The organism is Gemmatimonadaceae bacterium (assembly GCA_019637445.1).
Taxonomy (GTDB): domain Bacteria; phylum Gemmatimonadota; class Gemmatimonadetes; order Gemmatimonadales; family Gemmatimonadaceae; genus Pseudogemmatithrix.
Genome location: JAHBVS010000003.1, coordinates 198177 through 213016 on the forward strand (window position 1 = coordinate 198177; position 14840 = coordinate 213016).

The 14840-nt window shown below is 69.2% G+C and carries 12 protein-coding genes, 2 tRNA genes and 1 riboswitch; all 14 genes read left to right on the plus strand.

The window, feature by feature from the left end:
- Window positions 1-78: 78 nt before the first annotated feature.
- The 14 genes from metK (at window position 79) to KF709_13915 (ending at window position 14737) form a co-directional block, all read left to right on the plus strand.
- Window positions 79-1257 carry a methionine adenosyltransferase gene (gene metK / locus KF709_13850; protein ID MBX3175494.1) on the plus strand — a complete coding sequence of 393 codons (1179 nt, stop codon included), beginning with the start codon at window positions 79-81 and terminating at the stop codon, window positions 1255-1257.
- 38 nt (window positions 1258-1295) lie between these two features.
- Window positions 1296-1781, plus strand: coding sequence for a bifunctional nuclease family protein (locus KF709_13855; protein ID MBX3175495.1), 486 nt, complete (start codon window positions 1296-1298; stop codon window positions 1779-1781).
- A 32-nt stretch (window positions 1782-1813) separates the two neighbouring features.
- A complete protein-coding gene (locus tag KF709_13860) occupies window positions 1814-3004 on the plus strand; it encodes a hypothetical protein (GenBank protein MBX3175496.1) in 1191 nt (396 codons plus the stop codon).
- Between the two features lie 36 nt (window positions 3005-3040).
- Window positions 3041-3161: riboswitch (cobalamin riboswitch) on the plus strand.
- 129 nt (window positions 3162-3290) lie between these two features.
- Window positions 3291-4241 carry an ABC transporter substrate-binding protein gene (locus KF709_13865; protein ID MBX3175497.1) on the plus strand — a complete coding sequence of 317 codons (951 nt, stop codon included), beginning with the start codon at window positions 3291-3293 and terminating at the stop codon, window positions 4239-4241.
- Complete coding sequence (locus KF709_13870) at window positions 4238-5212, plus strand: iron ABC transporter permease (GenBank protein MBX3175498.1); 975 nt, start codon at window positions 4238-4240, stop codon at window positions 5210-5212. The genes KF709_13865 and KF709_13870 overlap by 4 nt, the downstream gene beginning before the upstream one ends.
- Window positions 5209-5997, plus strand: a complete 789-nt coding sequence (locus tag KF709_13875) for an ABC transporter ATP-binding protein (GenBank protein MBX3175499.1) — start codon at window positions 5209-5211, stop codon at window positions 5995-5997. Before KF709_13870 ends, KF709_13875 begins: the two co-directional genes overlap by 4 nt.
- Before the next feature lie 132 nt (window positions 5998-6129).
- A complete protein-coding gene (locus tag KF709_13880; GenBank protein MBX3175500.1) occupies window positions 6130-8073 on the plus strand; it encodes a TonB-dependent receptor in 1944 nt (647 codons plus the stop codon).
- Window positions 8070-8813: a DNA repair protein RecO gene (gene recO, locus KF709_13885; protein MBX3175501.1), complete on the plus strand. Its 744-nt coding sequence runs from the start codon at window positions 8070-8072 to the stop codon at window positions 8811-8813. The genes KF709_13880 and recO overlap by 4 nt, the downstream gene beginning before the upstream one ends.
- Window positions 8810-10666 (plus strand): selenocysteine-specific translation elongation factor, encoded by a 1857-nt coding sequence (gene selB, locus KF709_13890; GenBank protein MBX3175502.1) that lies wholly within the window; start codon window positions 8810-8812, stop codon window positions 10664-10666. Before recO ends, selB begins: the two co-directional genes overlap by 4 nt.
- Window positions 10667-10874: 208 nt before the next feature.
- Window positions 10875-13466, plus strand: coding sequence for an ATP-dependent chaperone ClpB (clpB, locus tag KF709_13895; protein ID MBX3175503.1), 2592 nt, complete (start codon window positions 10875-10877; stop codon window positions 13464-13466).
- Window positions 13467-13572: 106 nt separating this feature from the next.
- Window positions 13573-14004: a tRNA adenosine(34) deaminase TadA gene (gene tadA / locus KF709_13900; protein ID MBX3175504.1), complete on the plus strand. Its 432-nt coding sequence runs from the start codon at window positions 13573-13575 to the stop codon at window positions 14002-14004.
- Between the two features lie 150 nt (window positions 14005-14154).
- Window positions 14155-14241: transfer RNA gene (locus KF709_13905), tRNA-Ser, on the plus strand.
- A gap of 82 nt (window positions 14242-14323) precedes the next feature.
- A tRNA-Ser gene (locus KF709_13910) sits at window positions 14324-14411 on the plus strand.
- Window positions 14412-14563: 152 nt separating this feature from the next.
- Entirely contained in the window at window positions 14564-14737 is a 174-nt protein-coding gene (locus KF709_13915; protein MBX3175505.1) for a hypothetical protein, read from the plus strand.
- Window positions 14738-14840: the final 103 nt, after the last annotated feature.

Genomic DNA, 14840 nt, shown 5'->3' on the forward strand with positions numbered 1-14840 from the left:
TATCCTTCCTGTAGCAGGCTTCGCCCGCGGCCGGCCCAGCGCCGGCCGTTCGTGTTTCTTCCAACGCCACCCGCCCCGATGCAACATCGCCATCTCTTCACGTCCGAGTCCGTGTCCGAGGGCCATCCGGACAAGGTTGCCGACCAGATCTCCGACGCGGTGCTCGACCAGCTGCTCGCCCAGGACCCGCGCTCGCGCGTGGCCTGCGAGACGATGGTGACCACGGGACTGGCGACGATCTTCGGCGAGGTCACGACCAACGCCTGGGTCGACCTGCGCAAGGTCGTGCGCGAGACAATCAAGGACATCGGCTACACGGAGGCGGGCATCGGCTTCGACGCCGACTCCTGCGGCGTGCTGAACGCGCTGGGGCAGCAGTCCCAGGACATCGCGCAGGGCGTGGACACCGGCGGCGCCGGCGACCAAGGCATGATGTTCGGCTTCGCCTGCGACGAGACGCCGGAGTTGATGCCGCTGCCAATCATGCTGGCGCACCGGCTCGTGCACACGCTGGCCGACCGTCGCAAGGACGGCACGCTGCCGTGGCTGCGGCCGGACAGCAAGTCGCAGGTCTCGGTCGTGTACGAGGATGGGAAACCGGTCGAGGTGGACACGGTGGTCATCTCCACGCAGCACGCCGACAAGATCTCGAACAAGACGATCCGCGAGGCTGTGATCCGCGACATCATCAACGTGGTGATCCCCGAGGAACTGCGCGCCAAGCGGATGAAGATCCACATCAACCCCACCGGGCGCTTCGTCATCGGTGGCCCGCACGGTGACGCCGGCCTCACGGGTCGCAAGATCATCGTGGATACCTACGGCGGCATGGGCCGTCACGGTGGTGGTGCCTTCTCGGGCAAGGACCCGTCAAAGGTCGATCGCTCGGCGGCCTACGCCGCGCGCTGGGTGGCGAAGAACATCGTCGCCGCCAAGCTGGCGACGAAGGTGGAGGTACAGCTGGCCTACGCCATCGGTGTGGCCAAGCCCGTCTCGGTGATGGTGGACACCTTCGGCACCAACACGGTGGATGAGCGCGCCATCATGAAGGCCGTGTCCGAGGTATTCGACCTGACGCCGAAGGGCATCATGGACTCGCTGGACCTCCGGAAGCCGATCTATGGTCCGACCGCCGCCTACGGACATTTCGGGCGCGCGCCCGAGAAGGCCGTGCGCTTCGGCAAGAAGGTGATGCTCTTCCCCTGGGAGCAGACCAACAAGACGGCGGAGCTGCGGCGCGCGGTCCGCGGCAGCTGAGCGCGACGGTCAGCGGGGCAGCCGTGGTCGAGGTCATCGTGGATCGCATTGGATTGGACGCGTCGTCCAAGGCCTACGTGGTGATCCTGGAGGAGAAGTCGGGGACGCGGGCGCTGCCGATCTGGATCGGGCGCCCGGAGGCCGAGGCGATTGCCGCGCATCTCAATGAGGTGCCGCGCGAGCGGCCGATGACCCACGACCTTGCCGGCTCGCTGATCACCGGGTTGGGTGGCTTGCTGCGCCGCGTGCAGGTGACGCGCGTGGTGAAGGGCACGTTCATCGCCGAACTGCACCTGCAACGGGGCGGGCAGCCCGTGGTGGTGGACGCGCGGCCGTCAGATGCCATCGCGATCGCCCTGCGGCTCGGCGCGCCGATCTTCGTGGCCGAGGTCCTGTTCGAGGAGGAGGACGACGACACAGGCGAGACGCCCACGCCCTCCGACGGCGACCATCTCTCGGCGGACGAGCTGCAGCGTCATCTCTCGCAGTTGCGGCCCGAGGACTTCGGGCGCTTCACGCCGTGAGGGCGCGGGGGACGCGTCCGCCTCGAGCGCCAATGCGCTGGGCGGCTTTGCGCTGGACGGCGAGTCGCTGGGCGCTGGCCCTGGTGCTGTCTCTCGGGCTGGCCGCGGCGAGTGCGGGCGGCGTCGCCGCGCAGGGCGCGTCGCGCAGCATCGAAGGGCGGGTCACGCGCGCGCTTGGGAACGGGCGCACAGCACCGATCAGCGGCGACTGGGTGGTGCTGCATCGCGTCGGCCGCGACGCCGCGGCACCGTTGGACTCGATGCGCCTGCGTGCCGACGGCTCCTACGGCTTCCGCTACCGCGCCAGTGGCGACAGCAATGCCGTCTACTTCGTGAGTGCGATGCGTGGTGGGGTGGCCTACTTCACGCCGCCGACACGCGAGCCATCCGTGCGCGGTGGCTTCGCGGACCTCCTGGTGTTCGACACCACCAGCGCGCCGATCCCCATCGCCGTGCGGGGACGCCACCTGATCGTCACGGCGCCCGACTCGACGGACAGCCCCACGCGCTCCGTGATCGAGGTCTACGAGCTCAGCAATGACAGCACGCTGACGCGGGTCGCCTCGGGCGCCGGCGTCCCGACCTTCGAGGGACCGCTGCCGGAGGGCGTCACGGAGATCCTCGGTGGCCAGGGCGACATCTCGCCGGCGGCCATCCGTGTGGCGAACGGGCGCGTGCAGGTGTTCGCGCCGCTGTCGCCGGGGCTCAAGCAGTTCTCGTTCTCCTATCAACTCCCGGCGACGCAGGCCTCGCTCGCGGTGCACGTGGAGCAAGCGGTCGCCTCGGTCGAGGTCTTGGTGGAGGACCCGCGGGGCACTGCCACGGGCGCGGACTTGCAGGAAGTCGATCCGGTGCTCGTGGACGAGCGCCCATTCAAGCGATTTCTCGCAACGGATGTCGCGGCGCCTGCGCTGATCGAGACGACAATGCCGGGCGCCGCGGAAGGCATCCGTGGGCTGCGCGTGATGCTCGTCGTCACTGCGGTGGGTGCCGCAATGTTGCTCGGGCTCGGAATGACCTTCATGCGCGGGGGGCCTTCGGCCTTCGCGCGCCGGCGCAGCGTGACGCCTGAGTCACTGGCGCTGGAGATTGCCGCACTCGACCGTGCCTTCGAAGCCGTCGCGACGCCGAGTGAAGAGGCGAAAGCCGAGCACTACCTCAAGCGGGCGCAGTTGAAGGGACGCCTGAGCGCCGCGCTTGCCAAGCGCGATGGACTCGCCTAGCATTCCGTCCGACAACTGATCGCGAACGCGGGACACGGAAGCCGGTGCAATGCCGGCGCGGCCCCGCCACTGTAACGGGCATCAACGTCCACTCGAGCACAGCCACTGGATCCTGCGGGATCCGGGAAGGTGAGTGAACGGCCCGAAGCCAGGAGACGACCCACGTTCGCGCCACAACAGCACCCTCGGGGGAGGGGCCGTGGCGTCGAGTGGGTCTGCCTGATCGTGGTCGGACCGCTTCACGTGCATGCGGGCTTCTTCCTCAACAAGGGAAGGAGCCCGTTTGATGTTTCAGCACCGATCGTCTGCGTTGCGCGGGTTCCGACAGGCTGTCTACACGGGCTTCAGTACCGTCGCCGTGACCGTTGCCGCCGTCTGCCTGCTGTCGGTGGCCGCCTGCGGCGAGGCTCCGCGACTTAACGCCGGCGACGCGGTGGTCGACGACTTCGGCGACACACTACGCCTGGCCGCCGCGCCGTCACGCGTCGTCTCGCTGAACCCCGTCACGACCGAACTGCTCTTCGCGCTCGGCGCTGGTGATCGGCTCGTGGGACGTACCAGTTGGGATCTCTACCCCGAGGCGGCGCGCGCCGTGGCCGATGTCGGGAACGGGATGGGCCCGAACGTGGAGGTCGTGCTCGGGCAGCGGCCGGACCTCGTGCTGCTCTACGCGAGCGAGTCCAATCGTCTCGCCATCCAGCAGCTGCGCGCCGCCGGCGTGCAGACGTTGACGCACCGCACGGATCGCATCGCCGACCTGCAGCGCGTGATCCCGGTGATAGCGGCGGCGCTCGGCGTCGACTCGGTCGGCCGACTCGTGGCTGACTCCGTGCACGCAAGCGTGGAGTCGGTGCGTGCGCTGCCGCGTCCCGCGGAACCGGCGCGCGCGTACTGGCACATCTGGGACGCGCCGATCATGACCATCGGCGGTGGCAGCTACCTCTCCGAACTGCTCGAGGTGGCGGGTGCCGCCAACGTGTTCGGCGATCTCGAGCAGCCATCGCCGCAGGTCTCGTTGGAAGAGATCGCACGGCGCGACCCGGATGTGTTGCTGGCAGGGCCCCTGGCGGCCGAGCGGATCCGCCGCACGCCGGGCTGGCGCGCCGTGCGCGCCGTGCGCGAAGGGCGCATCGTGGTGATCGATACGACGATTGTCGGGCGTCCTGGGGTGCGGATGGGCGAGGCCGCGCGCTTCCTGCGGCTGCACATCGTCGACAGCATCGGGCGGCCGCGGTGAAGCTGCACGTCTGGCTCGCGTTGGTGCTGCTGCTACTTGTGGCAGTCGTACTTGGCGTACTCGGTGGCCCGGTTCCGCTCGCTGCCACCGAGGTGTGGTCGGCGCTGCGCGGCGTGGGTGACGCCACGCAGTTGGCGATCGTGCAGAACCTGCGATTGCCGCGCGTGGCGCTCGGTGTGGCGGTGGGGGCCGGACTCGCGGCCAGCGGCACAGCCTTGCAGGCCACGCTGCGCAATCCGCTGGCGGAGCCGTACCTCCTGGGAGTGAGCGGCGGTGCAGCGGCGGGAGCGGTGGCCGCTGTCACGCTGGGACTCAGCTCGGCCCTGTTGCTTCCGCTCTTTGCGTTCGCCGGGGCGGTGGTCGCCGTGGTCATCGTGCTCTTGGTGGCGCGCGCCGTGAGCGGCCACGCGGATCCGCGCGTGCTGTTGATGGCCGGCGTCGTCGTCGGCGCGTTCTGCACGGCAGTGATCATGGTGGCGCTGGCGACGGCGCCCGAGAACACCGTGCGCGGCGCCCTGTGGTGGATGATGGGCTCCCTCGGCGACGCGCAGTGGCGCTCGCTGCGCTGGGTGGCGCTCTACGTGGCGATTGGCATCGCACTGCTGGTGTGGTGGTCGCGCGACGTCGATGTCCTTGCGCTCGGTGAGGATGCCGCCGCCTCGTTGGGGCTGCCGGTGGAGCGCGTCACGCGGCGCATCTATCTCACGGCGTCGCTCCTGGCTGCGGCCACGGTGGCCGGAGCGGGACTGATCGGATTCGTCGGACTCATCGTTCCGGCGATCGCCCGCGCGCTCGGGGCACGCAACACTCGCCAGGCGGTTGTTGCCGCTGCGCTCGCTGGCGCGGCGCTCGTCGTGCTCGCCGATCTCGCGGCGCGCACCCTGCTGCGTCCGGCGGAACTCCCCTTGGGCGCGGTGACCGCTATCATCGGTGTGCCGTTCTTCCTCTGGCGCCTGCGGAGCGCGCGATGATTCGCTTCGAGAATGCGCGCATTCGCTACCCGCGTGCGGCGGCCGCCGCCGTGGACGGCGTGAGCCTCGAGGCGCGGCGCGGCCGGGTGACCGCGGTCGTCGGGCCCAACGGCAGCGGCAAGAGCACCCTGGTGCGCGCGCTGCTCGGGCGACTGCCGGTCGAGGCCGGGCAGGTCACGCTGGACGGACAGCCGATCCGCAGCCATGACCGACGCGTCGTGGCTACGCGGATGGCCGTGGTCCCGCAACGCGAGGAACCGGTGTTTCCGCTGGCCGTTCGCGAGTACATCGGTCTTGGGCGGCATCCGCACGGCGGACCCTTCGCCGGCCGCAGTGCCGAAGATCGTGCGGCCATCGAGCGTGCAGTCCAGCGCTCGGAAACAGTGGCCTTCCTGGACCGCGCCACGGACGAGTTGTCGGGCGGCGAGTGGCAGCGCGTACGCATCGCGCGCGCACTGGCGCAGGGCGGGGAAGCGCTGGTGCTCGACGAACCCACGACGTTTCTCGATATCGCGCACGAGATGGCGGTGTTCGAGCTCTGCGATGCCTTGGCCCGCGAGGGACAGGCGGTACTGCTCGTGAGCCATCAGCTCAACCTCGTCGCGCGCTTCGCCGACCACATTGTGCTGCTGCATCGCGGCCAGGTGGCGGCCGCCGGCTCGCCGGCCGAGGTGATGCGCGGCGACGTGCTCGAACGGGTCTACGAATGGCCGTTGGTGATCTCTCGCGATCCGGCCGTTGGCGCCCCCGTCTTGGTGCCACTCCGCGGCCGCGGCACTCGCTGACCCGCATCCCGTTTCTCGTCGCTCACGACTCACGACTCACGACTCACGACTCACGACTCACGACTCACGACTCACGACTCACGACTTTCCACTTACGACTTCCCGTATCCTCCCAGCCGCCAGATCACCAGAATGCCCCGCATCCCAGTCCTTGCCCTGTCCGCAGCCGCCCTCGCGCTCCCACTCCGCGCCCAGGAGCCCGACCGCCGCGACCTCCCCGCAACGGTCATCACCGCCACGCGCCTCGCCACCCCGCTCAACGCCCTCACCTCGACCGTCACGCTGCTCGACGCCCGTGACCTCCAGAGCGAAGGCCTGACACACGTGGCCGACGCCCTGCGCCGCGTCCCGGGCCTGGTGATGGCGCGGCAGTCGAGCTTCGGTGGCCCCGCCGCACTCTTCATGCGGGGCGGCGAATCCGACTACGTGCGCGTGCTGGTTGACGGCATTCCCGTCAACTTGCCTGGCGGCTCGCTCGACATTGGCCGCCTCACGCTCGACGATGTGGAGCGAATCGAGGTGCTGCGCGGCCCGGCCAGCGTGCTTTACGGGTCGGAGGCTGTATCCGGCGTGATCCAGATCTTCACGCGGCGCGGGAATGGCGCGGCACGCGTCACGGCCGAGCTCGGCGCCGGCAGCTACGACGCGCAGCGCGCGTCATTGGGCGCTGGCGGCGGCAGCGCCCGGATGGGTTGGAGCCTGCAGGCGGACCGGCACGCCTCGGACGGCGTGCTGCCCTTCAACAACGCCTATCGCAACGATGGCATCAGCGGCTCGCTGTCGCTTGCGCCGGACGCACGCACCGACTTGCGGTTGACGACGCGCTACAACACCTCGATGTACCAGTATCCCACGAATTCGTCCGGTGGCGTAGACGATCGCAACGCCGAGCGCACGGAGCATCGCGTGCTGGCGGGTGTCGAGCTGGGCCGGCGCTGGACGGACCGCCTCGACTCGCGAGTCCAGTTCACCGCGACCGACCTGCTCCCGCGCGATAACGATGGTCCGGACAACGCGGCCGACACGCTGGGTTTCTACGGATACTTCGCGCGCGCCACGGTGAAGCGACGCTTGGCCGATGCTCGCAGCACGCTGCGTCTGGGTGCAGCGCAGTTCGTCACGCTGGGCGCGGAATGGTCACGCGACACGGAGAAGAGCGCCTCGGTGTCGCTGAGCGAGTTCGGGCCGTTCCCGGACGCCTTCGAGGCGGCGCGTGAGAACACGGCGCTCTACGCGCAGCTGCAAGGAGCGCGCGAGCGTCTCACGTATACGCTTGGCGGACGCCTCGACGAGAACACCGCCTTCGGCTCGTTCCGCACCGCGCGGATTGGCGCAGGACTCCGTCTAACCGAGCGCCTCCGGCTGCGCGCATCCTATGGTTCTGCCTTCAAGGCGCCGAGCTTCTTCGAGAACTTCGCCACGGGCTTCACCGTGGGGAACACGAACCTCGTGCCTGAACAGTCGCGCTCCGGCGATCTCGGCCTCGAGTTCGGCTTCCGGAACGGCGTCGGCCTTCGGATCACGGCATTCCAGCAGCGATTCCGCGACCTGATCCAGTACACGGGTGCGCCGCCGGCACCGGGCGACCCGAACTACTACAACATCGCGCGGGCGAACGCGGGTGGCGTCGAGTTCGAGGCCGACCTGCCATCGGTCGCCGGGTTCGCGACCTCGTTCTCGCACACGTGGACGGAGACGCGGGTAGTCGACGCGGGCTTCGATACCGGAGGCGGTGCGAACTTCGTCGAGGGTGGATCGCTCATTCGGCGGCCGACGCACACCACCAGCATCGCGGCACGCCGCGCCCTGGGCGACCGGACCAACCTGTCGGTGACGGCCGTGCGTATCGGAGAGCGCGAGGATCGTGACTTCTCGTCCTTCCCGGCCGCGCCCGTGACCCTCGATGCGGTTGTGTTGCTCGATGTAGCCACCGAGATCCGTCTCTCGCTGCCGGGTGTCGCCTCGTCACGCCTGCTGCTGCGCGCCGAGAACCTCTTGGATCGCCGCTACGAGCAAGTGGCCGGTTTCGCATCGCCGGGCCGCGTGTTCTTCGCGGGCCTTAGATTGGAGCGGTGATTGAAACGCGCGCGATCGTCCTTCACGCCTTTGACTACCGCGAGACGAGCCGCATCGTGCGGCTCGCCACCCGGGACGCTGGCGTCATAGCGGCGATCGCGCGAGGGGCCCGCCGGCCGCGCAGTCGCTTCGGCCAAGGCCTCGATCTCTTCACCAGCGGCAGTGCACAGGTCGCCCTGCATGGCACGGGCGACTTGCACACGTTGGCGTCATTCGAGGCCACGGATTCCCGCGTGGGGCTGGCCAGTTCCCTTCGGCACTTCGGGGCGGCCGCGGCGCTGGGCGAGCTGTGTCTGCGCTTCGGGACGGAAGCCACCCCAGGCGTGCACGATGCATTGGAGTCGGGGCTCGACGAGCTGGCGCGGGCTGGCGCTGGGTTGGTCAGCGGTTTGGCGCTGGCCGCCGCCTGGCGGATCGTCGCCGAGCTCGGGTTTGCTCCGGCGCTGGACGACTGCGCGCTGTGCCATCGGCCAATCGATGAGCACGAGGAGGTGCGGTTCTCACACCGCGCTGGCGGGGCTGTCTGTGTGGGTTGTCGAAGTCTCGCGCCAGGAGCTCGCGCGCTGCCAGCTGAGGCGCGCTCAACGCTCCGGAGTTGGCTTGACGGCAACGCCGTGCCGATTGCGGACCGCGCCACCGAGCGCGCGCACCAGCGCCTCCTGCGGGAGTTCCTCGAGGAGCACCTGGCGGACGGCAAGGCCCTGGGCGCGTTTCAGTCGTGGGAGCGCCTCGAACCGTGATCATCGGGACGGCGGGGCACATCGACCACGGGAAGACCGCGCTCGTGCGTGCACTCACCGGCATCGACACGGACCGGCTGCCAGAGGAGAAGCGCCGCGGCATCACCATCGCGCTCGGCTTCGCGCCACTCGTGTTGGCGGAGATCGGAACCGTCGGGATCGTGGACGTGCCGGGGCACGAGGCCTTCGTGCGCACGATGCTGGCCGGTGCCTCCGGCATCGACTGCGCGCTCTTGGTAGTGGCCGCCGACGAAGGGGTGATGCCGCAGACGCGGGAGCACCTGCACGTCCTCCAGTTGCTCGGAGTGACGCGCGGGGTTGTCGCGTTGACCAAGTGCGACGTTGCCGACGTCGAGCTGCAGGACATCGCGCGCTTGGATCTCAAGCAGGTGTTGGCGTCCTCGTCCATCGCGGCGGCGCCGATCGTGGCCGTCTCCGCGCTCACAGGAAGGGGCATCGAAGAACTCCGCGCGGAGCTCGCCAAGGCGCTGAAGCAGGTGCCGGGCCGCGACGAGTCCGAGCCGTTCCGGATGCCGGTGGACCGCGTGTTCTCCGTCGCAGGGGCGGGAACCGTTGTGACGGGCACCACGTGGAGCGGCAGCGTTCGTGTGGGTGAGGCCCTGCGATTCCTCCCGGCAGAGCACGCGGCGCGCCTCCGAAGCGTGGAGACGCACGGACACTCGGTCGAGGCCAGCAGCCCCGGTGCGCGGACAGCAATGGCGGTGGCGGGTGTTGACCGAGACGATGTCCATCCGGGCGACGTGGTCGTGCGCGCGGCTGATGCGTGGGTCCTTAGTCGGATCCTGCGCGCGGACGTGACGCTGCTCGACGGCGCGCCACTGCTCGGCCCTCGCACGCAGCTGCGATTCCACCTTGGAACTGCGGAGCGCGGGGCGCGGATCGTCGCGACGGGGGGTCCCGTCGCTGCGGGAACCGAGCGTGCGGTGCGCGTGCTGCTCGACGCGCCGGTCGTGGCGCGGGCAGGGGATCGCTTCGTGCTGCGCGGCGGCAGTCCCCACACGACCATCGGTGGTGGCGTGATCAGCGATCCCCTCGCGCCGACTGCGCGTGCCCGACCGTTCGCGCACACGGCGGCGAGTCCCGCACAGCGCCTGACCTGGATGCTCAGCGAGGCGGGAAAGTCGGGTGTCGACCTGCCAGGCCTCGTGCAGCGCCTCGGGCTCAGCGCGGCGGCCGTCGCCAAGCTCACCCGCGCGGCCAAGGGAGTCGCTGAGGTCGGGGGGAGGCTGTACGAGTCGACTGCGCTGGAGCGCCTCCGTGCCGAGTTGCTGGCCATGGTGTCCGATACGCATCGAGCCCAGCCACTCTCGCCGGGACTGGATCGGCAGACCGCACGCTCGGCGCTTCGCGCGGCGCCGGAGTTGGTGGACGAGGTCATTCGGCGGGCCGAGCGTGCCGGGCTGGTCGAGGCGCACGGGAGCGTGCTGCGCGCGCCGGGATTCGATCCGTCGTCGAGCGCGACCGCGGGGACCCTGAAGGACGCCGTGTTCGCCACGATTGAAGCAGCGGGAACGGAACCGCCCGCGACGGCGGAGATCGTGGCCGCCCACGGCAAGGATGCCATCGCCACGCTGAAGCTTCTGGAGCGGGAAGGGCTGCTCGTGCCCGTGAGCATCGAGCGGCCGTTCGCCGCGTCGGCGGTGCGGCAGTTGCTCGCCGCCCTGCGCAGCGGCACGAACCCCGAGCGCCGCTACTCACCGTCGGAGCTGCGCGAGATCCTCGGCATCAGCCGCAAGTACCTGATTCCCTTCCTGGAGTGGTGCGACCGCCGTGGCATCTCGCGGCGCACCGACGCCGGCCGCACCTTTCCCGCGGTTCCGGAGCATCCCTGACTTCGCGCTCGGGCTTTTGCCCTCGCGCCGACCGGTGTTCCCACCCCAAGCTGCAGTACCGACGAATCGGCATTTCGGGGCGCCATTGCCGCACGGGCGCACGCCGAAACGGCGGAGAAGTAACGGCGTAGTGCTTGCGTGACGTGATGGCGAGGCGCGCCCCCGAGCCGGGTGGCACGCAAGACCTGATTCCGACGACGACCCAATTATGCTGAATCCCGATCGCCTGACCGTGAAGTCCGGGGACGCCATCACCGAGGCGCTGACGCACGCGCGCCAGGTGGGCAATCCCCTGGTGCACGACACGCATCTCCTGCGCGCGCTGCTGCAGCAGGACGAAGGCATCGTCGTGCCGATTCTCCAGAAGCTCGGCGTCGCGATTCCCGCCCTGAGCGAGGCCATCGACCGCGAGATCGCACGCTATCCCAAGCAGAGCGAGGCACAGCCGACCCTCTCGCGCGAGGTCACCGCCGTCCTCGACGCCGCCGAGGCCGAGGCCAAGAAGCTCGGCGACGAGTACGTGTCCACCGAGCACCTGCTCATCGGCCTCGCCACGGCCAAGGGCTCGGAGAGCGCGAACCTGCTCAAGGCCCAGCGCGTCACCAAGGAGAACCTGCTCGAGGCACTGACCGCTGTGCGCGGCGCGCACCGCGTCACCGACCAGACGCCGGAGAACCAGTACCAGGCCTTGCAGCGGTTCACGCGCGACCTTACCGAGGACGCCCGCAAGGGCAAGTTGGACCCCGTCATTGGTCGTGATGAGGAGATTCGCCGTGTGATCCAGGTGCTGTCGCGGCGCACGAAGAACAACCCCGTGGTCATCGGCGAGCCGGGCGTGGGCAAGACGGCCATCGCCGAGGGCTTGGCGCAGCGCATCGTGAACGGCGACGTGCCGGAGTCGCTGCGCAACAAGCGGCTCGTGTCGCTGGACCTCGGCGCGCTGATTGCCGGCGCCAAGTTCCGCGGTGAGTTCGAGGAGCGGCTCAAGTCGGTGCTCAAGGAGATCACGAGCAGCGAGGGGCAGTTCGTGATGTTCATCGACGAGCTGCACACGCTGGTTGGCGCGGGCAAGGCCGAGGGCTCGATGGACGCCGGCAACATGCTGAAGCCCTTGCTGGCGCGCGGTGCGTTGCGTGTGGTCGGCGCGACGACGCTCGACGAGTATCGCAAGCACGTCGAGAAGGACCCGGCGCTCGAGCGGCGTTTCCAGCCCGTGTACGTGGGCGAGCCGAGTGTGGAGAGCACCATCGCGATCCTGCGCGGGCTCAAGGAGCGCTACGAGTCGCATCACGGCGTGCGCATCACCGACGGCGCCGTGGTGGCTGCCGCCACGCTGTCCAATCGCTACATCGGCGATCGCTTCCTGCCGGACAAGGCCATCGACTTGATGGACGAAGCGGCGTCGCGTATGCGCATCGAGATCGACTCCTTGCCACAGGAGATCGACGAGGTCGAGCGCAAGATTGTGCAGTTGGAGATCGAGCGCCAGGCGCTGGCCAAGGAGAAGGACGCGGCCTCGGTGGAACGCCGCACGGCGCTGGAGCAGCAGCTCGCCCAGCTCAAGGAACAGACCGCAGGGATGAAGGCGCAGTGGCAGAACGAGAAGAACGCGCTGGGCGACGTGGGGAAGCTCAAGGCCCGGATCGAGGAGTCGCGCACCGAGGTCGACAAGGCCACCCGTGCCGGCGACCTGCAGAAGGCGGCGGAGATCCAGTACGGCCAGATCCCGAAGCTCGAGCAGGAGCTCAAGCAGGTGGAAGCCCGGCTGCACGAGCAGAAGGGCGGCGCGCGCTTTCTCAAGGAAGAGGTCACGGCGGACGACATCGCCGAGATCGTCGCGCGCTGGACCGGCATTCCGGTGCAACGGATGCTGGAGGGCGAGCGTGAGCGCCTGGCCACGCTCGACAAGCAATTGGCCAAGCGTGTTGTCGGCCAGACCGAGGCTGTGGAGGCCGTGGCCAACGCGGTGCGCCGCTCGCGGGCCGGCCTGCAGGATCCCAATCGGCCGATTGGCTCGTTCATCTTCCTCGGCCCTACGGGCGTGGGCAAGACGGAGACCGCGCGTGCGCTGGCCGAGTTCCTGTTCGACGATGAGACGGCGATGGTGCGCATCGACATGTCCGAGTACATGGAGAAGCACGCCGTGGCGCGGCTCATCGGTGCACCACCGGGTTACGTCGGTTTCGAGGAAGGCGGCCAGCTCACCGAGGCCGTGCGCCGGCGTCCCTACTCCGTGGTGCTCTTCGATGAGATCGAGAAGGCGCACCCGGATGTGTTCAACGTGCTGCTGCAGATCCTCGACGATGGCCGCCTCACGGACTCGCAGGGCCGCACCGTGGACTTCCGCAACGTCGTCATCATCATGACGTCCAATGTCGGGTCCACCTGGATCCTCGAGCACGCGGGCACCGACTGGTCCACCGTGGAGAAGGAAGTCACCGGCGCCCTGCGCTCGCAGTTCAAGCCTGAGTTCCTCAACCGCGTGGATGACATCGTCATCTTCCGGCCGCTCGGCGAGGCGCAGATCGAGCACATCGTCGGACTGCAGCTGGCGCGGATGGACAAGCTGCTGGCCGACCGCAAGATCACGCTCGAGCTGACGGACGCGGCGAAGGCGCTCATCTCGAAGGAAGGCTACGAGCCGGCCTTCGGCGCGCGGCCGCTGAAGCGGGCCATCCAGCGGTTGGTGCAGAACCCGCTCGCATTGGAGTTGCTCGAGGGCAAGTTCAGCGACGGCGACCACATCGTCGGGGACGCCGAGGGCGAGCACCTGGTCTTCCGGACGGGCGGCGCCGCGTGAGGTCGGCCGGCGGGTCGACTCAGGGCGCGACGCGGTGTGCCGAGGCGCAGGCGTGAGCGCCGGCCCCGTGACGTTCGGCACGCGCGCCGAGGAGGACGCGTGGTGGATGGGCGAGGCCTTGAAGGAGGCCCGGAAGGCCGGCGCGGCCGGTGAGGTGCCGGTGGGCGCCGTGCTGGTGCACAACGGGCAGGTGATGGCCCGCGGGGCCAACGCGATGGTCGGCAGCAAGGACGCCACGCAGCACGCCGAGATGCGGGCGCTGAAGGGCGGGGCCTACGCCATCGGCGACACGCGGCTCGGGACGGCCACGCTCTACGTAACCCTCGAGCCCTGCGCGATGTGCGCCGGGGCCATCGTGCTTTCGCGCGTGGGGCGGGTCGTCTTTGGTGCCTGGGACGACAAGGCGGGCATGGCGGGGTCGATCCATGACCTGCTGCGCCACCCGAAGCTGAATCACCGCCCCGAGGTACAGGGCGGGGTGATGGCCGAGGACTGCGCCGAGCTCCTCAGCGCGTTCTTCAAGGCGCGGCGGGGCTAGAAACCGCAGCCAAGCGCCGGCGGCGCCACAGGCGGAGCAGGTAGAGCGTCAGCGCGGTGAGCATCCCGCGAGCAAGTATCGGTCGCTGCGGTTCGTTCCTGTATACCCGTTGAACCGCCTCCCACGAGCGTTTAGCTTTCGCCCTCTGTTGGACAGGTGGCCGAGTGGTTGAAGGCACCGGTCTCGAAAACCGGCAAACCGGCAACGGTTTCGAGAGTTCGAATCTCTCCCTGTCCGTGTGGTACCCGACGCGCTGGCTGTGCCGGCGCGTCGTCGTTTCCGGGGGCCTCGGCTTCCAGTAGGATTCAGCAGTAGCCCAGGACAGGTGGCCGAGTGGTTTAAGGCGCACGCCTGGAAAGCGTGTATACGTTAATAGCGTATCGCGGGTTCGAATCCCGCCCTGTCCGTGCTCTCGACGCCCCGTTACGGCCCTCGCCGCAGCGGGGTGTTGCGCATCCCTGACCCCGCGTCGACACAACCGTGACGCGCCGGGCAAACCTTTCCTGCGCACCCGGTGTCAGACCGTGTGAAGACGCAGGAGACCCCTATGGATGCCAACGTGACCCGACTCTCAACCACCCGCTTCGAGCTACGCGACGCCGCCGGCCGCGTGATCGGGACCATCGTCCGCCCCGTCGAGGAGCAGCCGATCGGCCCCGGCCGCGAGAAGGTGTATCTCGCCCGCCGCGCCCCGCGCCTCGAAGTCCGCGACCGCAGCTCGAACGCGGCCTAGCTGACCGCCGGCCACCGGAGCCCCTCCGGCCGCCGCGTCGCGCGCAGCGTGCCTAGGCGCGCGCGACCAAGCGCACGGCTCCCATCCGGAGAGCCCCGCGCAC

Excerpts from the sequence above, each read along its gene's own strand:
- metK (MBX3175494.1), top strand. The coding sequence starts at position 79 with ATGCAACATCGCCATCTCTTCACGTCCGAGTCCGTGTCCGAGGGCCAT.
- KF709_13860 (MBX3175496.1), top strand. The coding sequence starts at position 1,814 with ATGCGCTGGGCGGCTTTGCGCTGGACGGCGAGTCGCTGGGCGCTGGCC.
- KF709_13865 (MBX3175497.1), top strand. The coding sequence starts at position 3,291 with ATGTTTCAGCACCGATCGTCTGCGTTGCGCGGGTTCCGACAGGCTGTC.
- KF709_13875 (MBX3175499.1), top strand. The coding sequence starts at position 5,209 with ATGATTCGCTTCGAGAATGCGCGCATTCGCTACCCGCGTGCGGCGGCC.
- KF709_13880 (MBX3175500.1), top strand. The coding sequence starts at position 6,130 with ATGCCCCGCATCCCAGTCCTTGCCCTGTCCGCAGCCGCCCTCGCGCTC.
- clpB (MBX3175503.1), top strand. The coding sequence starts at position 10,875 with ATGCTGAATCCCGATCGCCTGACCGTGAAGTCCGGGGACGCCATCACC.
- tadA (MBX3175504.1), top strand. The coding sequence starts at position 13,573 with ATGGGCGAGGCCTTGAAGGAGGCCCGGAAGGCCGGCGCGGCCGGTGAG.